This is a genomic window from Polycladidibacter stylochi (assembly GCF_001562055.1).
GTDB lineage: Bacteria > Pseudomonadota > Alphaproteobacteria > Rhizobiales > Stappiaceae > Pseudovibrio > Pseudovibrio stylochi.
In genome coordinates this window covers 320,906-343,024 of sequence record NZ_LLWE01000018.1, presented here as the reverse complement: position 1 = coordinate 343,024, position 22,119 = coordinate 320,906, and the positions used below count along the sequence as shown (strand labels likewise).

Below are 22,119 nucleotides of genomic sequence, written 5' to 3'. Positions count from 1 at the left end.
CTAAAACTTAGTGTAATGCCATAATTCGTCTGCGTCACAGGCTTGTAAAAATTTTCCATTCATCGATGAATGGAGCTTTTCGAGACCAAAAGAACCGAACGGCAACAAACCATTATCAAGTTTTTGCGCACCTTTAAAGATGAGCGCTTCATCAATCAAGCTATCTTGCAAAAAGGCCGCAGCAAGCTGAGCGCCGCCCTCTAACATCAGCTTTGTAATACCCTGCCTTCCAAGCTCTTTTAACGCTTGAGGCAAGTCTATTTTCCCATTGCTATCTAGAGCTACCGGCAATAGGCGAACCCCCATTGCTTCAAGCTCATCATATTGCTGCGAAGCAATGCCAGCCCCCACCAACAACCAAACAGGCGAGGACTTGGCTCTACGCGCTAATTGACTGTCAAGTGGCAAGCGCGCTTTCGCATCAAAAACAACGGCTACAGGAGAGCGCTCCAAGCACCCCGGTAATCTGTTTTGTAAGTTAGGATCGTCTTCCAAAACAGTGCCGATACCAACCGCAATAGCATCAACCTGCCCACGCATACTGTGCACCATTTGGCGACTGGTATGCCCGGTTATTCGAATTTGCCCGCTACCCTTTCGACCAATATAGCCATCTTCCGACACAGCCATTTTTAGCATAATATACGGTCGCTGCTTTTCCACCAGACTTAGGTAACCGGCTAAAGGCTGCCGAGCCATTGATTGCAACACACCTTGACTAACCTCAACATTTGCCGCCGCCAACTGCCGATGCCCACAACCGCACACCAAAGGATTTGGGTCAGTGACAGCATAAACAACGCGGCGTACCCCTGCTTCGATCAATGCCTTAGAGCAAGGGCCTGTTCGTCCCGTATGCGAGCAAGGCTCTAAAGTAACGTAAGCTGTTGCACCTTTTGCCAAGGCACCGGCCTCTTGCAACGCCACAACTTCCGCATGCGCCCCGCCAACCGGCTGCGTAACCCCACGACCAACAATTTGCCCCCCATTATGCCCCTTATCAAAGCGAACAAGAACCGCCCCGACAGAAGGATTGGGCCATGTCCGCCCGAGAGCACGTCGTGAATACCCGATAGCAACTCCCATATAGAGTCTATCAAGTTCTTCTTGGGTACGGCTCGCGAAAGGAATAAGCATCGAACTCACCTGAATGGAACACACAAGAGAAGGAGAAGATAAAAAAACCTAATTGCGCGGCGTGAGCAACAGTGGATCCTCCTCACCATCACTTAGTTCATCGAGTAAAGCCTCGAAGTCTTTAGCTTCCCGGAAATTCTTATAAACAGAAGCAAATCGCACATAAGCCACATCGTCAAGCGTCTTAAGGCCTTCCATGACAAGATGTCCAATATCCTCGGCCATCACATCACTTTCACCAGAGCTTTCTAACTGGCGCACAAGGCCCGAAACCATGCGCTCGATACGATCGGGCTCCACAGGCCGCTTACGTGTAGCAATCAAAACGGAGCGCATGAGCTTTTCCCGATCAAAGGGAACGCGTCGACCACTTTTTTTAATAACCGTCAACTCACGCAATTGGACACGCTCAAACGTAGTAAACCGGCCTCCGCAAGTCTGGCATACACGGCGCCGACGTATGGAGCTATTATCCTCTGTCGGACGAGAATCCTTAACCTGAGTATCTTCACCACCACAATAGGGACAGCGCATCGAGCGTCTCCTGTTACTACAAAATGGCCAAAGTTACCCCTGGCCATTTTAATATGCATATTTCCAATTCTAGCCTTACGACAAAGAACTAGTAGAAAACAATGTGTTAAACAGGTTTACTCCCAGTAAAGATGAAAAACCTGTAATAACCCTTAGCCTTCATAGATCGGGAAGCGAGCTGTTAATTTCAAGACCTTCTCCTTAACGGCTGCCTCCACAGCTGCATCACCTTCTTCGCTGTTGGATTTACGCAGACCTTCGAGAACTTCTGTAATTAAGCGACCAACTTCACGGAACTCTTCAGGTCCAAATCCGCGTGTCGTGCCTGCAGGTGTTCCAAGACGTATGCCAGAGGTAATCGTTGGCTTTTGCGGGTCTAACGGCACACCATTTTTATTACAGGTTATATTCGCCCGGCCGAGTGCTTTCTCAGCAGCTTTACCTGTTAAGTTCATTGGGCGCAAATCAACAAGTAACAAGTGTGTATCTGTACCACCGGAAACAATGTCGGCACCACCTTCAACTAGAACCTCAGCAAGAACCTGTGCATTTTTGATAACGGTCTCAGCATAGGTTTTAAACTCGGGGCGCAGAGCTTCACCAAAAGCAACTGCCTTGGCAGCAATCACATGCATCAAAGGTCCACCTTGCAGACCTGGGAAGATTGCGGAATTAATTTTCTTCGCAATAGCTTCGTCATTGGTCAAAACAAGCCCGCCACGAGGGCCACGCAATGTTTTGTGTGTGGTCGAAGTCGCTACATGCGCATGAGGAAACGGGCTTGGGTGTGCACCACCGGCAACAAGTCCGGCAAAGTGAGCCATATCAACCCACAAATATGCCCCAACTTCATCAGCCACTTTTCGAAATGCAGCAAAGTCGATCCGACGTGAATATGCCGAGCCGCCTGCAACAATTATTTTCGGTTGATGCTCGCGGGCTAGCTTTGCCACATCTTCCATATCAATATATCCGGTATCCGTATCAATACCGTATTGAACCGCATTAAACCATTTACCGGATAGATTTGGCTTGGCACCATGTGTCAGGTGACCACCCGCATCCAAGCTCATGCCTAAAATTGTATCCCCGGGTTTTGCCAGAGCCATCAGCACCGACTGGTTTGCTTGCGAACCAGAATTTGGCTGCACATTCGCAAACCCACAATCAAACAGCTTCTTTGCCCGCTCAATAGCAAGGTTTTCAACCACATCAACGTATTCACAGCCACCATAGTAGCGGCGTCCAGGATAACCCTCAGCATACTTGTTCGTTAAAACCGAGCCCTGCGCTTCTAAAACAGCGCGCGATACAATGTTTTCCGACGCAATCAACTCGATTTCATTTTGTTGACGCGAAAGCTCACTATTAATGGCCTGAAGGATATCAGGATCACCTTCGGCAAGTGAGCCACTAAAAAAGTCGGGGTAGAGAGGGGACACACGAGTGCTATCCGTAACAGTCATAGGCGGGCCTCATTATAATTATCTGTGCCGATTGTGTTTGCAATCATTGAGGCAATACAATCTGGCAACAGCGATCAACCAAGAGCAATTGCAATTAACATAAGCGAAAGATAAACCCAAGCTATATAATGCTGAAACAAGTGCTTACAGACGCACAAGAGCAACAAATAAGACTAATTGCCAATTCTATGCACAGCGAAATTTATCTCAACAATCGTCGATATTTGCAAAAACGCTCAAAGCAGCAAAATCAGCTTATTTTAAAAGAAGTTAACCAAAACGATATAAGAGTATTCACGCAAATCCCAAAGACTCACCGCGCCTTTAATTCCAATAGTAGCTTATTGTATGCCAAGTTCTTCAAATAGGCTAAGGACGCCGATTTTGGTCCACTCACAAAAACCTCAGTGCCACTTTGTGAGCAAATTGCACTAACCTTGAGGAGCGCCCCATATTGGCGCACCTCAAAGAAAACTTCCCTGGTTTGTGATGGGCTCACTGGAGCTGGCCACCAGCTACCGGAGATGCGAATGCACCATCACGACCATAAATATCATCCCGGAAACGCACCAGACCATCACCATGCGACCAAGCTGTCACATAAACCATGTGCAAGGGAATACGCGTCTTCAACTTAACATCAAGACGCTCACCACTGCGAATAGTGGCATCCACCCGTGAACGACTCCAATCCTTGGTTGTTGTTGCTGTCAACCAAGATACGAATTCGCGTACGTTCTGCACCCGCACACACCCTGAAGAGTGGAACCGGTACCCACTACCGAATAAAGATTGCTCAGGAGTATCATGTAAATACACTTGATGCGTATTATGGAAATTTATCCGCACATGCCCGAGGGAATTGCCATCACCAGGTTCTTGCGTAAAGCGGTATTGGGTTGCCTCGTCGGTCGTCCAGTCAATATCTTGCCACTGCAATTCTTTGCCATGCCAATCAAAAATCCGAATTCGGTTTTTTGCAAGATATGTTGGATCCTTTTGCATACGTGGTATCAAATCCCTACGGATAATACTCAACGGTACTGTCCAGTACGGATTAAAATTCACCTCGAAAATTGCACTATCCAGTATCGGCGTTTGCCTATCTTTTTTACCAACAACGGCTGTGTGTCTAGAATGAACATGACCATTTTCGACAACCTCGGTACGTGCGGCTGGAATATTTACCATCACATACTTATTTTCAAGCTTCGCCTGCAACTCTTGTATTCGCGGCAAGTTCACACGCAGCTGGTTAAGTCGAAAAGTTGCTGGCACATTCATCGCTTCAATCGTACTCTTGCCCACAACTCCGTCTGCCACCAGCCCATAACGTAACTGAAAGCGGCGAACTGCACCATCGACATAACTGTCAAATATACTTGTAATGGGCGCACCTGCAGCCAAGTCACCAGAGACCATAAGTCTTTGCCGCAGCGCTTTGACAGTGTCATGGCTCATACCAACACGCAAAGACTTTGTGACTTGCGGCACGCGCTGCCAACCACCTGAAGCAACGATACGCTCGTACTTAGCAATAGCCCTGCCCATCGCCGGTATACTATCAGAGCTAATAAAAGGCGTTGTTCGATCATAACTGCCAAGCGTTATCGCAGAGCTATCGAAACCATCTTCCCATTCAGCACCTTCAACGAACGCACCTTGCAACGCCATTTCAGCACCAGCATTCGCGCTAAGGGGATTATCGTGATTAATCGGCATTGAGGGAGATACATACCCTGAGGGTAGAGTGGCATTAGGGTTAATAGGCTGCCTGGCTTGCCCTTGTTGGTACTCATTGCTGGTTGTCAGCTTAACCTGCGCAAAGCTACTTTGAACACCAAAAGCAAATACAGGGGCAAAAATTGCGGCAGTTAAAGCCCTGTACTTCAAATTCCATGCAAATTTACCCACCAATATCTCCTAGTATCGTCACTGCCCTCTTGCAGCGTTTCGCAATTTTGTAACCCTCAAGGAAATGAGAGATACAAGCATCACACCTCGAAAAGTGTAAAACCGTGCCAACTGTGAAATTTAGGTTAATCCATTCGATTATGGCTGTTTAATGGTCATACATGAATTTGCGCAAAAACCAACAACAATCCAAAGCAAAGCTCTATATTCTTAAAAAACTCAATAACAATTCTTCATAGAAGCAAGCATTAGAACAAATTTTACAATAAAAAAGGGTGCCCTAGAGCACCCTTATATCTAACGACTTAGAGGCGATAGAGAATCTGATCAGTCCAGAAACGCTCTAGACGTCTAAGAGAGCGATTTAGCTCCTGAAGATGCTCAGCACCAAGTTCGCCAACCTGCTCAACAGACAAAATATGACGTCCATAAAGTTCGTCAACAATCTGCGCAATTTCGCGACCTTTTTCGGTCAAACTCACACGAACGGAACGACGGTCCATCTGAGAACGTTCATGATTGATATATCCGGTTTCTACCAGTTTCTTAAGATTATAAGAAACATTGGAACCTAAATAGTAACCACGTGTACGAAGCTCACCTGCTGTCAGTTCCGCATCGCCGATGTTGAACAGTAAAAGTGCTTGAACACTGTTCACATCAGACCGACCCATCCGGTCAAATTCATCTTTAATGACGTCAAGCAAACGCCGATGAAGTCGCTCGATCAACGTTAAAGCTTCCAAGTAAGAAGCCTTAAGACCTGCGCTCTCTTCATCTTGCGCCAGAACCTCGACTGCCCTGTTCGTGTTATTCATCTGGTTGCGCCTCATGTCCATGTCGTTTTGCAATGGCTATTTTTATTCCGCAGTTGAGGCAAATTTATCTCACTGCTGCTAAAAAGCACTTAAGAGACATTGTTAATTTTCTCTAAATGCAATGAGATACCTTTGTGCTTACCCGTTAAACCTCTACTAACCTTTGGTTGAGCAAAAACTGCATTATACCGGAAAAGTCAAGGGTCTCCCCTCCCTCTTTACAGAATTCCTTATAAAGTTCGCTGGCTCTTTGGCCCATATGGTTCACCGCTTGACATTGCTCGGCTGCTTCATTTGCAAGCAGCAGATCCTTTAACATCATAGCCGCAGCAAACCCTGGTTTATAGTCATTATTGGCGGGTGAAGAAGGCACAAGGCCCGGTACAGGACAATAAGAGGTTAAAGACCAACACTGCCCAGAGGACGTTGAGGCAACCTCAAATAACTTATCCGCAGCCAAACCCAGTTTATCAGCAAGCACAAAAGCTTCGCATGTACCGACCATCGATATACCAAGAAGCATATTGTTACATATTTTCGCCGCCTGTCCAGCACCAGCTTTACCGGCATGCACAATAGACTTACCCATTACCTCCAATAGTGGAAGTGCAAGGCGGTAATTCTCGTCCTCTCCTCCAACCATAAATGTCAAGGTTCCTTGAGTTGCGCCTACCACGCCCCCCGAAACCGGAGCATCCACCATTTTCATGCCAGCGGCATTGGCTTTATCTGCCACATACCGGCTTGTTGCCACATCAATGGTTGAAGAATCAATCAATAAACTGCCCGAATCAACAGAACTTAAAACACCATTCTCACCTAAATAGATATTTTTCACATGCTCGCCTTTAGGTAGCATAGTAACCACAGTATCGGCACCATTTAAAGCAGCACCAACACTATCAGCTATACCACCACCAGCTTGCATAAACTGCGACCTAGCCTCCTCGCTTAAATCATAACCCGTTACGCTATGACCGGCTTTTAATAAATTTTGGGCCATTGGCAGTCCCATATTGCCAAGACCAATGAAACAAATTTTCTTCGTTTGCGTGCCCATAACTTCCTCCCATAATGAGATCAAACGTTAGAAGCACGTCTTTCAACGTACATTACTAACGCACAAGCCTCGCGTGAAACTTGTCGATCAATAGACTTTAAAACAAAAGGAACAAGGCAAGCTGTCCTATCCCTCACGTTCAGCAAGGTAAAGCAGGACGAGATAAATCGCGATTGCACTCATGTAGAATATCACTTCAATCATGCTGCGACCATAGACCGATGAAAGCACAGTATGCATGACAACCTGGGCAAGCGAACGAAACAGCCACATGGCAGCTCCCCAGCTTGTCAGCAACCATAGTCCTGTAGAAACAACAAGGTCGAGCACAGCAAAACATATGATCGTTGTTTTAAGGGGCATCGACAATTCAATAAAACTGAAGCCATTATAGTTGATAACACCAACTATCTGCATCCAGTAGTAAAGCCCCATAAACATAACAATAACAGACATGACCCGTAAGTACCCATGCATCCAGCGTTGACAAATACGGCCTCGCTCTGTCAATTCATTAGCTGCATTCATCATCATGGGTAATCTCCGGTAAGTTCTACTAGCACAAATCCCTAGTAGGGTAGTCAGATCAATTAGTGTGTAAAAAAGTCTATCACTGTTACTAAACACTTGTCGCAAACGCGCAAGTGCTCAACGCCCTAACTCCACAATCAACAGTGGTTCAAATGCCAAAAGCAACATCAAGCAAGTCAGGAAAACGATGACAGCTAATCGGAAAAACCTGCAAGAGCAACGATTAGCATTTAAAATACTTCTAAGCTTTTACATAGAGCTCTAAAAGCCATGCAGTAAAGGCGGGTAAAGCGGCATGTGCAAAAAACGCAATGCACCGCCGCCTTATCGCTAAAGCTACCAATTGTCTTGCAAATTCAACATAACCTCACGGCGTATGCCTTACTGGGGAAGAGGGGAACCCGCATAACTCGAATAGAAGTCAATCTTCTTCTGGTCATTTTCGCTGAAATACTTTTCAACGAGTTCACGCGTCACACCTGCGAACGTTGCTGGTTGCCACTTTGGCTTTTGGTCCTTATCTACGAGCACAGCCCGTATACCCTCATAAAAATCATGGGATTGGAGAACCTGCCAAACCATGCCGTATTCCATTGCCAGGCACTCTTGCAAAGAAAGCTCTTTGCCGCGTTTGATTTGCTCAAAAGTTACCAGCAAGCTGGTAGGTGAGCGCAATTGCAACTCATCAATTGTTTTTTGTGCAAATTCATCCCCGGCATCACAATCAATCTGAATCAGTTCAAGAGCCTGTGGCAAACTTTGGGCAGAAAACCAGTTTTCAATTTTTTCGCGCTGCTGCCAAACCGCTCCAACACTGCCCAACTCCACATCGTGATAATCATCAAGCACCCTTGCCACATCCTCATTTTCGCACAGGGCATTCAAAAGAGCCTCGAAATTTTGCGAACTGATCTTGTGCGTTACCAAACCAGCCTCATAGCAATCACCAAGTCGCATCCGCCCAGCGGTCAAACCGCAATAATAGCCAATTTTGGAAGGCAGGCGCGGCAAGAAGTAGCTGCCGCCAACATCTGGAAAGAAGCCAATTGCGGTTTCTGGCATCGAGAACAACAAACGCTCACTACCAACACGATAACGACCATGGACAGAGATACCAACGCCGCCACCCATGAAAATACCATCGATCAATGCAACAATAGGCTTCTCGAACGTGCCCATTAAATGGTTTAGTCGGTATTCACTTGCAAAAAAGCGAATACTGTCTGCAGCTTTTTCCGGCCCATCATCATAAAGCTGGCGAATATCTCCTCCAGCACAAAACGCTTTTTCACTCGAACTTTTTATAACAACATGCTTGATTACAGGATTTTCACGCCATGCCAATAAAACATCCGTAATCTTGCAAACCATATCAGATGAAAGAGCATTGAGCGCTTTAACTCTGTTCAGAGTAATCACACCAGCGTGACCGCGCACCTCAGACAAAACATGACTGTCTTCACCAATACCCATAAAAATTCCTCATAACCGAATAAATCATACTGCACCTTAAAACCAAACATCCAGCCTGAACATGGCTCACATCAATTCATTAACTCGCGTGAGATGATTAACCGCATTATTTCATTGGTTCCTTCAAGAATCTGATGCACGCGCACATCGCGCAAATACCGCTCAAGCGGGTAGTCTTTCAAGTATCCATAACCTCCGTGTATTTGCAGTGCCTCATTCACCACTTTAAAGCCGGTATCAGTGGCAAAACGTTTGGCCATGGCAGCAAATTTCGTTGCTTCCGGGTCTTTCTGGTCCAACAAAAAAGCAGCCTTATAAAGCAGCTGACGCGCAGCCTCTAGCTCAGTCGCCATATCAGCCACTTTGAATTGCAGCGCCTGGAACTGCGAGAGCTTGCGCCCAAATTGTTGCCGCTCATCCATATACACCAAAGCACGGTCCAAACATGCTTGTGCTGCGCCAATCGAGCAGGCACCAATATTCAAACGCCCACCATCAAGGCCAGCCATGGCGATTTTAAAGCCTTGCCCCTCCTCACCAACGAGGTTAGCAACAGGAACGCGACAATTCTCAAAATTCACTTGTGCAGTTGGTTGTGAACGCCAGCCCATTTTGTGCTCATTCGCGCCAAAACTTAACCCTTCACTTCCCTTCTCAACAACGAGGCAGGAAATCCCCTGGGGCCCCCCTCCGCCCGTGCGCACCATACAAACATAAATATCCGAAACACCACCACCAGAAATAAAGGCCTTGGAGCCATTGAGTATATAATGATCACCATCACGTACCGCTTTGGTGCGGAGCGAAGCAGCATCAGACCCAGAGTTTGGCTCGGTCAAACAATAGCTGGCAACTTTCTCCATACGACAAATATCTGGCAGGAAGCGCCCCTTCAACGCATCGCTGGCAAACTTTTCCAACATCCCAGCCACCATATTGTGAATGGATAAAAACGCTGCCGTCGATGTACATCCTTGCGATAAAGCCTCAAACAACAACACGCCGTCCAAGCGCCCGAGCTCCGAGCCACCAAAATCGCTTGAAGCATATAGGCCGGCAAGACCCAAGCCTGCAGCCTCCTTCAATGTCTCAACCGGAAAAGTTGACATTTCATCCCATTGAGCCGCAAAAGGCTCTAACTGGTCCTTGGAAAAGCTCGTTGCCATTTCCACAAATGCACGTTGTTCTTCACTTAGATATAAATCCAACACTAGTCTCCATGATCACCCACAAAACCAACAGCAAGACAGCCGAATCTCGAAGCACTTCCATGCTAAGACTTGGACAAAGCCCCCACTCTAACCTGCTTTATCGGTATGTTGATGTATCTCTAAGGTCAATTACCACCTAGTCTTAGACGTGCTGATAACAGTGCAACCAAAGACGAATGGAGGCTGAACAAACAGTCCGGTGATTTTAACGCAAATCTTTTTTGCCTTTTATCAAGGCCATTGCATGTGATAGGGAAATGATTGTTCTTGCGCAAAACGTAAGAAGCCAAACACCTTATAGATGTTTTACCCATAAGAAACGAAGCCAATTGGTGAGCAATAGTATGTCTACGACCAATAAACCATTTCAATCCAGTATCGATGAAACTCTCGATGTAAACGCGATTCTACAAGGTAAGCGCATGCGACGAAATCGGCGTTTTGATTGGTCCCGTAGGCTTATTAAGGAAAATACGCTTTCAACCAATGATTTGATCTGGCCTATTTTCCTCATTGAAGGTGATAATTGCCGCGAACAAGTCAGCTCCATGCCAGGCGTTGAGCGCCTGTCTGTTGATTTAGCCGTTGAAGCAGCCCGGAAGGCCGTTGAGCTTGGCATTCCGGTTCTTGCCCTGTTCCCAAACACCCCAAGCGAACTGCGTTCTGAAAATGGTGCAGAAGCCTTAAACCCGCAAAACCTGACCTGCAAAGCGTTACGCGCTATCAAACAGGCAAACCTGCCTATTGGCCTGATGACCGACGTCGCACTTGATCCCTACACCACCCATGGCCATGACGGCTTGATGGCCGGTGAGGAAATTATCAACGATGCCACCGTAGCCCAACTGTGCCGCCAAGCGATTATTCAGGCCGAAGCGGGTGCAGATATTATTGCCCCTTCCGATATGATGGATGGGCGCATAGGTGCCATTCGCCAAGCTCTCGACGCCGCAGGTTTTGAAAACATCCAGATCATGGCATACTCTGCGAAATATGCCAGTGCCTTTTACGGGCCATTTCGCGATGCTGTAGGCACTTCCGGCACATTGATTGGTGACAAGCGGACCTACCAAATGGATCCGGCAAACACCAACGAAGCTTTGGCAGAGGCTGAACTGGACCTGCAAGAAGGCGCGGACATGATCATGGTCAAGCCCGGCCTGCCATATTTGGATATAATCCAAAGGCTCAAGCAACAGTTTCAAGCCCCGACCTTTGCCTATCAAGTCTCTGGGGAGTATGCCATGATCTGCGCCGCAAGCCAGAATGGTTGGCTTGATCATGACAAAGCCATGCTTGAGAGTCTGCTCGCATTCAAGCGGGCCGGTGCAGATGGCATCTTGACCTATTTCGCCCCTGCAGTTGCGAAATTACTACAAAACAACAAGTAACCCCAAAAGCTGGGTAGCGTAAACAAACATGACTAAAATCATCACCTACCAACACATCAAAAACGCTCATACCCAGCTAAAAGGCCAGGTCGAACATACCCCCTTCATAAAAAGCGCACGCTTAAGTGCGCTTCTCGATGCTTCCATCTATGTAAAATACGAAAACATGCAGGCCACCGGCGCGTTTAAAGAGCGCGGTGCCTTAAACAAACTGCTTGCGCTCACCGATGAAGAACGCAAGCGTGGTGTCATTGCCATGTCAGCAGGTAATCATGCGCAGGCGGTTGCCCTACATGCCACTCGCCTTGGCATACCAGCCACCATTGTCATGCCCTGTGATACCCCGCATGTTAAGGTTGCGGCCACCAGCGCTTTTGGCGCTTCGGTGGTGCTCGCTGGCGAAACTGTTGACGATGCGCGTGAAGAAGCCAATAGGCTGTCTAACCTGCATGGTTACACATGGGTCCACCCCTTTGATGATCCGTGGGTAATGGCAGGGCAAGGCACCATCGCCATTGAAATGCTTGAAGAAGTGCCACAGCTCGACACGCTGATTATACCCATTGGCGGTGGCGGTATGATTGCTGGCATGGCAACTGCGGCCAAAGCAATCAAGCCGACAATCGAAATTATAGGCGTCGAGGCCGAGCTCTACCCTTCCATGTGGAACGTGGTACAACAAGATCACCGACCAGCGGGTGGAACCACCCTTGCCGAAGGCATCGCCGTTAAAGAAGTCGGCACCCTCACCCGCCAAGTCGCAAAAGACACTGTTGACGACATCATTTTGGTAAGTGAAACCGCAATTGAAAAAGCCATCAACACTTACCTCACCCTGCAAAAAACAGTGGCAGAAGGTGCAGGAGCTGCGGGCCTTGCAGCCATGATGTCCCAACCCGAGCGCTTTGCCGGTAAAACTGTTGGGCTGGTGGTCTGCGGTGGCAATATTGACCCGCGTTTACTGACCTCCATCATGCTGCGAGAACTCATCCGTTCCGGCAATATTATGTCAATCCGCTGCATAATCCCTGACCGGCCTGGTCTATTGGCCGATATTTCCAACATTATCGGTAAGTTGGGTGGTAATATTTTGGAGGTTTCGCATCAACGGATGTTTTTAGATGTGCCCGCGAAAGGGGCAACATTGGACGTAACAATTGAGACACGTGGCGCAGAACATGCCGAGCAAATCATCAAGGATCTGGAAGCACATGGCATAAATGTAATGCGAATTGGCAAGGGAGAAGGCGAACATCGCCCTTAGACAAGGTAATTACATTGCTAATTGCTAATTGCTAATTGCTAATTGCTAATCGCAAATACCAGCTACTAGCCGCAACTATTATTGTCGCACTAAACGCATACTTGCGTATTTCAAGCCCTGAAAGCCCTTGAAATACGTCAAAGCGATCTAATATGATGAATAGGCCAAAAGACTTATAAACCAACTTTTAATCGAACTTGTTTTTCGAAAGCCATTCGTATGACCCAATATCCCGTTTCCAATACCAACTCCCAAGAACAAAGGTTTCGCGAGGAATTCTCAAGTAATTCAGGCGGAGAAGATCTTTACATGCAAACGCTTTTGAAAGACGTGCGCAAAAAACGTGTTTTCGCTTTCTGCCTCGACTTTATAGCCATTTCCTTGCTTTACGTGGTACTTTCCATACCACTTTTTTTCGTCGGCATCCTCACTCTGGGCCTTGGCTTTTTACTCTACGGCATTCTCTGGCAAGTTATTGCATTGTTTTATTGTAGCCTCACACTAGGCGGCCCCAATGCAGCAACGCCAGGCATGCGCGCAATGGGCCTACAAATGCGAACCCTTTCCGGTACAAAGCCCTATCCGGTTTTAGCGGGTTTTCACGTTATCCTCTTTTATTGCTCAGTGGTAATTATCACGCCGTTTGTGCTTCTCATTTCACTGTTCAGCAATAAAAAACGCTTATTGCACGATATTTTGCTTGGCACCGTGATTATTAATGCGCCACAATAATTATTTTGCATAATTCAAAAGTGTTTGGTGGATATATGACCAAGCTGCACCCCTGATGCAACCTTGATAGGATGACGCAAGCCTTGTTAATAGGCTATGTAGTAACTACGACGTTTCTAAACAAGGTTACATCAAGGAGCCATACAGCACTATGTTATTAGCCGACCTACCAATGCTCTTGGTTTTCTTTGTTATTGGTACAACCATTATTCTCTATGCCTCTGAAAAGTTCGCAATAGAGATTATTGCGTTGGGCTCGCTAGTGGCCTTAATGCTCATTTCATTAGCTTTCCCGCTATTATTAAACGGGATAACGCTCTTACCACAAAGTTTGTTGAGCGGCTTTGCTAATCCTGCCCTTGTCACTGTAATTGCTCTATTAATTGTTGGCCAAGGCCTATTCCAGACCGATGCACTGGAAAAACCCGCCAACCATATTTTAAAAACAACAAAAAGCTATCCTTGGATGGCTGGCGCACCCCTCCTGCTCATAATTGCTGCCTTAAGCGCTTTTTTGAACAATACACCAGTTGTTGTAATGGCTCTCCCAATTCTTAGCGCTATTGCCGCAGCACATGGCAAGTCGTCAGCCCGGGTTCTGATGCCACTATCGTTCATAACGATTCTCGGCGGCATGACAACAATGATCGGCTCTTCGACAAACCTGCTCGTGACAAACATAGCCAACGCAACAGGCGAAGTTAACCTTCAGTTCTTCAGCTTAACCTCTATTGGACTAATCGTTATTTCCGTTGGCGCACTCTATGTTTTGTTCATTATGCCCTATTTGCTCAAGCCACGAAAAACAATGGCTGAAGAATTTACCGGTAATAGCGGCAAACAATTCATTGCCCAAATTCCCATCGTCTATGGTCACCCGTTGGTTGGCTCAAAGCCGGTTGCCGGGTTATTTCCCAACCTCAAAGACATGACAGTACGCCTCATACAACGTGGCGAACGCCCGCTTTTGCCCCCTTTCGAGAATGTAGAATTAAGCCCTGGCGATACAGTCATCGTCGCCGCGACACGCAAAACACTCACCAATGCAATTGCCAGCCGCAACCCATTGCTACCAGCAGATTCCAACGAAAGCCTGACAAGTGATGCAGAGCCAGCCAGCCCACAAGGTGCGCTTATTCTTGCCGAAGCTGTCGTTGCACCCGGTTCTCGACTGATAGGGCGTACCATAGCGCAAGCCGGTTTCCACGCTGACACTGGTTGCGTCATAACCGGCCTACAACGCCGCTCACGTATGCCACGTATGCCTATGACCGATATTCGCATGGAATCGGGAGACGTATTACTTATTGGCGGCAATCAAAAAGAAATTGATCGCCTTCGAGGCAATCGAGATGTGCTGCTGATGGATTGGTCAGCAAAAGAAGTACCGCAACGCCGTTATGCCCGCCGAGCATTGGCAATTTTCTCTATTATGATTGCAAGTGTCGTAAGCGGTATGCTGCCTATTGTCGTTGCAAGCACCACGGCTTGTTTTGCTATGATTGCTTGTGGTTGTCTGAATATCCGCCAAGCTTTGCGCTCCATAGATAGCCGCATATTCATGCTTATAGGTACCTCTATTGCGTCCTCTATGGCTCTACAGGCAACAGGAGGTGCTGCGCATATCGCTAAATCACTTGTTGCACTCTCCGATGGTTATTCACCAGCCGTAGTATTGTCGATCATGTTCGTCATTGTTGCCATTCTAACCAACTTGCTTTCGAACAACGCCACTGCTGTTATCTTCACTCCTATCGCCATCGATATGGCGCACCGCTTGGGCGTACCGGTAGAACCCTTCATCGTGGCACTTATATTTGCAGCCAACTGTTCCTTTGCCACACCAATTGGTTACCAGACCAATTTAATTGTAATGGGGCCAGGGCACTATAAGTTCTCAGACTTTATAATAGCAGGTACACCACTGGTCATAATCATATGGCTAACATTCTCAATAGTTGCACCGCTCTATTATAATCTATAGGCTCTATTCAAGGTGATCTTGCCGGCATAGGATGACCCATGACAAAGCAAACCTATGATAACCCCCATTTTTATCTCACAGCACCTGCCGAGTGCCCGTATATTGCCGGACTGAAAGAGCGTAAGGTCTTCACTCATTTGGTCGGCCCAAAGGCTTCTGCTTTAAATGATTTGCTTACGCAAGGCGGATTTCGCCGATCACAAAACATCGCATATCGCCCTGCCTGTGAAAAATGCAGTGCCTGCATATCTGTTCGCGTATGCGTTGATGAGTTTATTTGGACAAAGTCACTCAAGCGACAGTGGAAAGCCCATAAAAGCCTAATTGGGGAAGAGTTACCACCTATTCCCTCTGCAAGACAATATGAGCTTTTCCAGTCCTATTTGAATGAACGTCACGACGATGGCGGCATGCAGAACATGTCACTACACGATTATTCGATGATGGTAGAAGATACTCACGTCGAAACCGCAGTCATTGAATATCGTTATATTGGAAGCGAAGATTTGAGTGCCGTAGCTCTTACGGACCGTCTAACTGATGGTCTATCTATGGTTTATTCCTTCTATGACCCACATATTAAACCATCAAGCATCGGCACCTATTTAATACTCGATCATATTCAACGCGCCGCAAGCTTAAATCTTCCCTACCTCTATCTAGGGTATTGGGTCAAAAACTCTCCGAAGATGACATATAAAGAACGCTTTCAACCACAAGAACATTTAGGCCCTCAAGGCTGGCACAAAGTGTCCCAAGTCGTACCAAAGCCGCAAAAAGAAAAAACTACAAGCAACAAAAGAGCCATTCCCAATTCAGCTATGGAACTATTAGCCACACAACACAAAAAGCTATAGATCTCAAATACCTTCAAATACCTTCAAATACCTTCAAATACCTTCAAATACCTTCAAATACCTTCAAATACAAAAGTAAAGCGCATAATAATACCAGCAAGGCGGAGTTTTGTTGTCCCACGAAAAAAGGGTGACCCAGTAGATCACCCCTGCAAAACTCATTCCCCTGAAAGCATTAAACTGCTTTTTTATAGGGTAATTTATCTACTAGTAATCTTCGTCCATCAATCCTTCAGGGTCATCTTCCATCATACGCTGTGGGCGCTCATTAGGATCACGACCAACGCGCTGCATAAGAGTGCTGAGCTCGATAAAGTGGTCCGCTTGACGGCGCAGATCATCGGCAATCATCGGCGGCTGCGTTTGCAATGTGGAAACAACCGAAACCTTGCGCCCACGTCGCTGTAACGCCTCAACCAGCGAACGGAAGTCACCATCGCCTGAGAAGAGGACCACGTGATCAACCTGATCAACCAACTGCATGGCATCAACGGCCAACTCAATGTCCATATTGCCTTTAATTTTGCGCCGCCCGGTAGAATCGACAAATTCCTTCACCGGTTTCGTTACAACTTTATAACCATTATAATCAAGCCAATCGATTAGTGGTCTAATCGAAGAGTACTCTTGCTCCTCAACAAGTGCAGTATAATAGTAAGCGCGTAACAGATAGCCTTTTGATTGAAACTCTTTCAAAAGCCTTTTGTAATCAATATCGAAGCCAATTGCTTTAGCTGTTGAATAAAGATTGGCCCCATCAATGAATAAAGCAATTTTTTCTCTGGGATCGAACATATTGTTTTTAGCCTTTCCAATGCACAGTATTTTCTGTCACAAACTCGTTATAGGGTATCCGTATCGTTAAGTGTAAAATCACCCAGAATAATACGAGTATACCTTAGCAATAAGCCTTGTTACACCTTTTTTATCGGAAGCGGACGAGACATCCGGCCATAGCACTGGCTTACCCTTCCTTATTTACGCAAGACCCGTTAAAAAAAGGCCAATGCGTCCCGATTCAGATTGACGAATTTAAAACAAGCTGAAAAAAATTGACAGTCACTCTCCTGTAAAATTAACAGGAACAGATAAATAACTCATAGTTTTTTATGCTATCACTAATAAAATTGCCAAACAAACCTCTGGTTTTACCCTACGAATTCCCTCTGATTAAACGATAATCCAAATGTTACAGACAAATCGACGTTTTTTACTAGTTGGTACAATTTGAAGATAATTACCAGATCGCTCTTAAGATATCACTGGTGCAAGAGAATCAAAATTACCTCTACGTTCTTTGGCAAAACTAGTTAATTACTCCTTATTGTCTTTTGAAAGCTACTCAAATGAAGTGTATCATTTGGAAAATATTCAACAAGCCATAACTTGCCACTTGATCTTCTTTGTAAAGCACTATAATTGTGTCTGACTAAATTCCCATCAAACTATGGAGTATGTCTATGGCGCGCGTGACCGTCGAAGATTGCATCGACAAGGTCGAAAACCGGTTCGAACTGGTATTGCTTGCCAGCCATCGCGCCCGGATGATTTCTAGCGGTTCGCCGTTGACCATCGACCGCGATAATGACAAGAACCCGGTATGCTCACTGCGTGAGATCGCAGATGAACGAATTTCTCCGGAAGACTTGAAAGAAGATCTGATCCACTCCCTACAAAAATACGTAGAAGTGGATGAGCCAGAACCAGAAACAGCCCCAATGATTCCGACAGACCGTCGCGCTGTAGAAATTAATAGCGTTGATGACAGTCAGGTTGAATTCGATACGATGAGCGAAGAAGACTTGCTCAAAGGGCTCGAAGGTCTGGTACCACCTGAACGTACAGACGATTATTAAGTCTGACAGATAATTGCCGGCGCCGGCCTTGTCGGCGCCCCATTTGGCCGGTGCCTATTGATTTAAACTAAAATTGATCGGCCACCACCATGATGCGTCAGTATGAGCTAGTTGAAAGAGTAACAAGGTACAACCCTGAAGCTGACGAAGCACTACTCAACAAAGCATATGTTTATGCCATGCAAAAGCATGGTTCGCAATTTAGAGCTTCCGGCGACCCCTACTTTTCCCACCCGCTTGAAGTTGCAGCTATCCTAACAGATTTAAAATTAGACGACGCGACAATTGCGGTTGCACTTCTTCACGATACCATTGAAGACACCGACGCCACCCGTGCCGAAATTGATACACTATTCGGCGAGGAAATCGGCAAACTGGTCGAAGGCTTGACCAAAATCTCCCGCCTTGACCTCGTCTCGCGCAAAGCCAAACAAGCCGAGAACTTCCGCAAACTATTGCTGGCCATCGCTGACGATGTGCGCGTTCTACTGGTAAAACTGGCAGACAGGCTGCACAATATGCGCACCCTACACCACATGCGCGAAGACAAGCGAGCGCGAATAGCCGAAGAAACGATGGAGATCTATGCACCACTCGCGGGTCGAATGGGTATGCAAGACATCCGTGATGAGCTGGAAGATATCTCTTTCCAAACCCTTTACCCCGAAGCTTGTCAAACAATTAAAGAGCGCCTTAGTCAACTACATGATAAAAACGAAGGCCTGATCGCAGATATTGAGGCCGACCTCACCCAAAGACTAGCAGAGCGCGGCATCACAGCAAAAGTGAGTGGCCGCGAAAAGCGCGCCTACTCCATTTTCCGAAAAATGGAACAAAAGTCCCTTGGCTTTGAACAGCTCTCAGATATCTATGGCTTTCGGGTAATCGTCTCTACTGTCGAAGCATGCTATCGCGTTCTTGGTGTCATTCATACCGCATGGCCTAGTGTCCCCGGTCGATTTAAAGATTACATATCTACCCCGAAACAAAACGACTATCGCTCAATACACACCACCGTCGTTGGTCCAAAGCGCCAGCGCGTAGAGCTACAAATTCGCACCCACACCATGCATCGTATTGCCGAAAACGGCATTGCAGCCCATGCGCTTTACAAGGATGGTGTAACGGGCGGGAGAGATATCTCTCACCTAACAGCAGAATCAAGGGCTTACGGCTGGCTGCGCACAACAATCGACATGCTGTCACAAGGCGATACACCCGAGGAGTTTTTAGAGCACACCAAGCTCGAGCTCTTCCATGACCAGGTATTTTGCTTCACCCCGAAAGGCCGGTTAATCGCCTTGCCACGCGGCGCAACCCCAATCGACTTTGCCTATGCGGTGCATACTGACATTGGCAATACATGCGTTGGTTGTAAAGTAAATGGCCGAATATCTTCACTTGTCACAGTACTTGCCAATGGTGATGAGGTTGAGGTCGTGCGCTCAAAAGCGCAAACGCCGCCCCCGGCTTGGGAAAACATCGCCGTCACAGGCAAGGCCCGCGCCGCAATACGCCGCGCCACCCGTGCCTCTGCCCGCCAGCAATATGGCGATCTAGGCAAGCACATATTAGAACGTGCCTTTGAACGCGCAGGACAAGAGTTGCAATTAGAAGATCTGGAAGCCTACCTGCAAACACTGGGTAAGAGCTCCCTGCTCGATCTTTTAGTCAGTGTTGGCCAAGGCGAGCTCAGCAGCCGAAGCGTTTTAGAAACCGTTCACCCCGATTGTAATGCAGAGGCTGCAGCCGAACGCACCAAACAGGCACTACCAACCGGCAATGCTGCCGAAGGGTGGTTCGATATGGAGCAAAATTCCTCCGTCAAATTTAAAATACCCGAGACACTGCAAGAAGATGGCACAACCAACGCCCTACCTATTCGTGGTATGTCGGGCGCACTACCGGTACGCTTTGCGCCCAATGGCGGCGCAGTCCCAGGCGATCGCATAGTCGGCATCCTAACCCCAGGTATCGGCATTACAATTTACCCGATCCAATCTCCTGACCTCAAGGAGTTTGACGACCAACCGGATAGATGGCTTGACGTACGATGGGAGCTCGACTCGGAAAACCCCGAGCGCTTCCCTGCTCAAATTGCCGTTTATGCGGTTAACGAGCCCGGCTCCTTGGCAACAATTACCCGTATTATCGGCGATCTAAACGGCAATATCGATAATATCCGCATGCTACGTAAAGCTAGCGACTTCCATGAAATGCAAATTGATTTGGAAGTATGGGATTTAAAACACCTCAATCAAATATTAAAGCAACTAAGAGCACGGACGAATGTTTCCGATGCACGCCGTATTAACGGCTAACTGCTACGATGAAGTTCCAACAAACAAATTGGGACTTCATCATTCGCAATCTCTGGTAGCATCAACAACCTATTAAAGCTATTAGGTAAATAAATCAGTATTTCAGCTTGCTAATGCCGTAATTGCAGTATAACCGCTATTCAAATGTCAATAGCTAAACTGATGGTATAAGACCATACCAAGCCAACCAAAGGCTTCAACGAAAGCCTGGCTTTAAAGAGAGTAAGAGCACCAGAATGCTTTTTAAACGCCGTACCAAACCCACACGTTTACAACGCTTGCGAGTCGCCGTTTGGCCAAGGCATAGCTGGCGCCGTTCAGCAAAATATTTCAGTAAACGCGTGCTAAGGCTTTCGGCTAGTCCACATACTGTGGCAATCGGCTTTGCTTGCGGGGCAGCAGCTTCCATGACCCCGTTTGTCGGTTTTCACTTTATCTTAAGTTTCATTCTTGCTTACATCATTCGCGGCAACATGCTTGCCGCTGCGCTTGGTACTTCTGTTGGCAATCCGCTAACTTTCCCGTTCATCTGGGCGACAACCTACCAGTTTGGAAGTTTTTTATTACAGCAAGAAGCAACGGCAACACCCAACCTAAAAGCAATCCATAAGGCGCATATGGCCGCGAGCCATCACCTCGGTCTCTTAGACAAAATCACACTTATGCTGACCAAATCCATGGATACACTCCTACCCATGCTGGTTGGCAGCTTACCGCTGGCTCTCGCTGTAGGGCTGTGCTTTTACTTCCCTATTAAAGCGGCCGTAAGAACCTATCAAAAAAACCGCTACCACCGCTTTCAAGTATATCACCAAAGCAAAAAGAGCAATCAAGATAGTTAACCAACATAATCATTTTTGTTATCGCGCAGCAAAAAGGCATCAAAATGATATTAGGGACTGGAACTGATTTATGTGATATCCGGCGTATTGAAAAAACTCTCGAGCGCTTCCCCGGCCGCTTTGAAAATCGCGTTTTCACAACAATTGAACAGGATAAATCGGACAAGCGCAAAAATCGAGCGGCCTCATACGCCAAGCGTTTCGCTGCCAAAGAAGCCTGCGCAAAAGCTTTAGGAACAGGGCTTTCTATGGGCACCGCGTGGAAAGAAATGGGCGTTAAAAACTTACCCTCAGGCAAACCAACGCTCAACTTAACAGGCAAGGCCGCCCAACGCTTGCAAGCCATGACACCGGAGGGCTTTCGCGCCCAAATAGACCTCACAATAACCGACGACTTTCCCTATGCTCAAGCATTTGTGGTCATTTCCGCCTGCCCACAATCATGGCCGAACCCACAAGAGTAGCTATAAGCGCCTAACTATTGTATTTCCTAAAATAGGCAATTCACTCATCCATTGACCGAGCACACTTGTAAACACAGGTCGGACAAATTCAAAACCTATGGATTGCACTGACTAAAGCAAACCATTAAGAGATTGCAAGGTACTGTCATAAGTGGTGAATCAATTCTCCTAGCAAGGGTCAAACTGGCATTGATCCCTTGAACTATAGCCAACTATGGTTACATGTACCTGATTGACTTCATTAACGATGACAAATGAAGCAAA

The 22,119-nt window shown here is 46.9% G+C and carries 19 protein-coding genes and 1 pseudogene; 9 read left to right on the top strand and 11 right to left on the bottom strand.

All coding sequences use genetic code 11. From position 1 onward, the window contains the following. The 10 genes from ribD to AYK67_RS04785 form a co-directional block, all read right to left on the bottom strand. Positions 1 to 1,137: a bifunctional diaminohydroxyphosphoribosylaminopyrimidine deaminase/5-amino-6-(5-phosphoribosylamino)uracil reductase RibD gene (gene ribD / locus AYK67_RS04830; protein ID WP_068083056.1), complete on the bottom strand. Its 1,137-nt coding sequence runs from the start codon at positions 1,135 to 1,137 to the stop codon at positions 1 to 3. A gap of 48 nt (positions 1,138 to 1,185) precedes the next feature. Further along, positions 1,186 to 1,671 carry a transcriptional regulator NrdR gene (nrdR, locus tag AYK67_RS04825; RefSeq protein ID WP_068083054.1) on the bottom strand — a complete coding sequence of 162 codons (486 nt, stop codon included), beginning with the start codon at positions 1,669 to 1,671 and terminating at the stop codon, positions 1,186 to 1,188. Between the two features lie 152 nt (positions 1,672 to 1,823). Beyond that, positions 1,824 to 3,137, bottom strand: coding sequence for a serine hydroxymethyltransferase (gene glyA, locus AYK67_RS04820; RefSeq protein ID WP_068083052.1), 1,314 nt, complete (start codon positions 3,135 to 3,137; stop codon positions 1,824 to 1,826). A gap of 313 nt (positions 3,138 to 3,450) precedes the next feature. Next, on the bottom strand, positions 3,451 to 3,636 hold the full coding sequence (locus AYK67_RS17755) for a DUF6898 family protein (protein ID WP_082735638.1): 186 nt from the start codon (positions 3,634 to 3,636) through the stop codon (positions 3,451 to 3,453). Next, entirely contained in the window at positions 3,633 to 5,051 is a 1,419-nt protein-coding gene (locus tag AYK67_RS04810) for a L,D-transpeptidase family protein (RefSeq protein WP_208976211.1), read from the bottom strand. Before AYK67_RS04810 ends, AYK67_RS17755 begins: the two co-directional genes overlap by 4 nt. A 305-nt stretch (positions 5,052 to 5,356) precedes the next feature. Next, positions 5,357 to 5,869, bottom strand: a complete 513-nt coding sequence (ldtR, locus tag AYK67_RS04805; RefSeq protein WP_068083050.1) for a transcriptional regulator LdtR — start codon at positions 5,867 to 5,869, stop codon at positions 5,357 to 5,359. 145 nt (positions 5,870 to 6,014) lie between these two features. After that, on the bottom strand, positions 6,015 to 6,929 hold the full coding sequence (mmsB, locus tag AYK67_RS04800) for a 3-hydroxyisobutyrate dehydrogenase (protein ID WP_068083047.1): 915 nt from the start codon (positions 6,927 to 6,929) through the stop codon (positions 6,015 to 6,017). A gap of 126 nt (positions 6,930 to 7,055) precedes the next feature. Further along, the gene (locus tag AYK67_RS04795; RefSeq protein WP_208976210.1) at positions 7,056 to 7,463 is read right to left on the bottom strand and encodes a DUF6163 family protein; all 408 of its coding nucleotides are present in this window, start codon (positions 7,461 to 7,463) and stop codon (positions 7,056 to 7,058) included. 378 nt (positions 7,464 to 7,841) lie between these two features. Then, positions 7,842 to 8,933: an enoyl-CoA hydratase/isomerase family protein gene (locus tag AYK67_RS04790; protein WP_068083044.1), complete on the bottom strand. Its 1,092-nt coding sequence runs from the start codon at positions 8,931 to 8,933 to the stop codon at positions 7,842 to 7,844. 71 nt (positions 8,934 to 9,004) lie between these two features. After that, complete coding sequence (locus AYK67_RS04785) at positions 9,005 to 10,099, bottom strand: acyl-CoA dehydrogenase family protein (protein WP_476641862.1); 1,095 nt, start codon at positions 10,097 to 10,099, stop codon at positions 9,005 to 9,007. A gap of 389 nt (positions 10,100 to 10,488) precedes the next feature. Here AYK67_RS04785 and hemB point away from each other — a divergent pair, with 389 nt between their 5' ends. From hemB to AYK67_RS04760, 5 genes and pseudogenes are all read left to right on the top strand, one after another. Further along, a complete protein-coding gene (hemB, locus tag AYK67_RS04780) occupies positions 10,489 to 11,535 on the top strand; it encodes a porphobilinogen synthase (protein ID WP_068083040.1) in 1,047 nt (348 codons plus the stop codon). 28 nt (positions 11,536 to 11,563) lie between these two features. After that, complete coding sequence (locus AYK67_RS04775; protein ID WP_068083035.1) at positions 11,564 to 12,799, top strand: threonine ammonia-lyase; 1,236 nt, start codon at positions 11,564 to 11,566, stop codon at positions 12,797 to 12,799. A gap of 219 nt (positions 12,800 to 13,018) precedes the next feature. Next, the gene (locus AYK67_RS04770) at positions 13,019 to 13,531 is read left to right on the top strand and encodes an RDD family protein (RefSeq protein WP_068083032.1); all 513 of its coding nucleotides are present in this window, start codon (positions 13,019 to 13,021) and stop codon (positions 13,529 to 13,531) included. Between the two features lie 151 nt (positions 13,532 to 13,682). Further along, positions 13,683 to 15,515 (top strand): SLC13 family permease, encoded by a 1,833-nt coding sequence (locus AYK67_RS04765; RefSeq protein WP_068083027.1) that lies wholly within the window; start codon positions 13,683 to 13,685, stop codon positions 15,513 to 15,515. Between the two features lie 38 nt (positions 15,516 to 15,553). Beyond that, a pseudogene (locus AYK67_RS04760) lies at positions 15,554 to 16,273 on the top strand (arginyltransferase); the annotation flags it as partial. Between the two features lie 306 nt (positions 16,274 to 16,579). Here AYK67_RS04760 and AYK67_RS04755 read toward each other — a convergent pair. Beyond that, a complete protein-coding gene (locus tag AYK67_RS04755; RefSeq protein WP_068083026.1) occupies positions 16,580 to 17,167 on the bottom strand; it encodes a LabA-like NYN domain-containing protein in 588 nt (195 codons plus the stop codon). Between the two features lie 665 nt (positions 17,168 to 17,832). On the opposite strand from AYK67_RS04755, the gene rpoZ reads away from it, so the two are divergent. From rpoZ to acpS, 4 genes are all read left to right on the top strand, one after another. Continuing rightward, positions 17,833 to 18,228: a DNA-directed RNA polymerase subunit omega gene (rpoZ, locus tag AYK67_RS04750; protein ID WP_068083024.1), complete on the top strand. Its 396-nt coding sequence runs from the start codon at positions 17,833 to 17,835 to the stop codon at positions 18,226 to 18,228. 89 nt (positions 18,229 to 18,317) lie between these two features. Next, positions 18,318 to 20,549 carry a RelA/SpoT family protein gene (locus AYK67_RS04745; protein ID WP_068083021.1) on the top strand — a complete coding sequence of 744 codons (2,232 nt, stop codon included), beginning with the start codon at positions 18,318 to 18,320 and terminating at the stop codon, positions 20,547 to 20,549. Positions 20,550 to 20,785: 236 nt separating this feature from the next. After that, positions 20,786 to 21,391 carry a DUF2062 domain-containing protein gene (locus AYK67_RS04740; RefSeq protein WP_068083018.1) on the top strand — a complete coding sequence of 202 codons (606 nt, stop codon included), beginning with the start codon at positions 20,786 to 20,788 and terminating at the stop codon, positions 21,389 to 21,391. A 44-nt stretch (positions 21,392 to 21,435) separates the two neighbouring features. Then, on the top strand, positions 21,436 to 21,855 hold the full coding sequence (gene acpS / locus AYK67_RS04735) for a holo-ACP synthase (protein WP_068083015.1): 420 nt from the start codon (positions 21,436 to 21,438) through the stop codon (positions 21,853 to 21,855). The last annotated feature ends 264 nt before the right edge of the window (positions 21,856 to 22,119 follow it).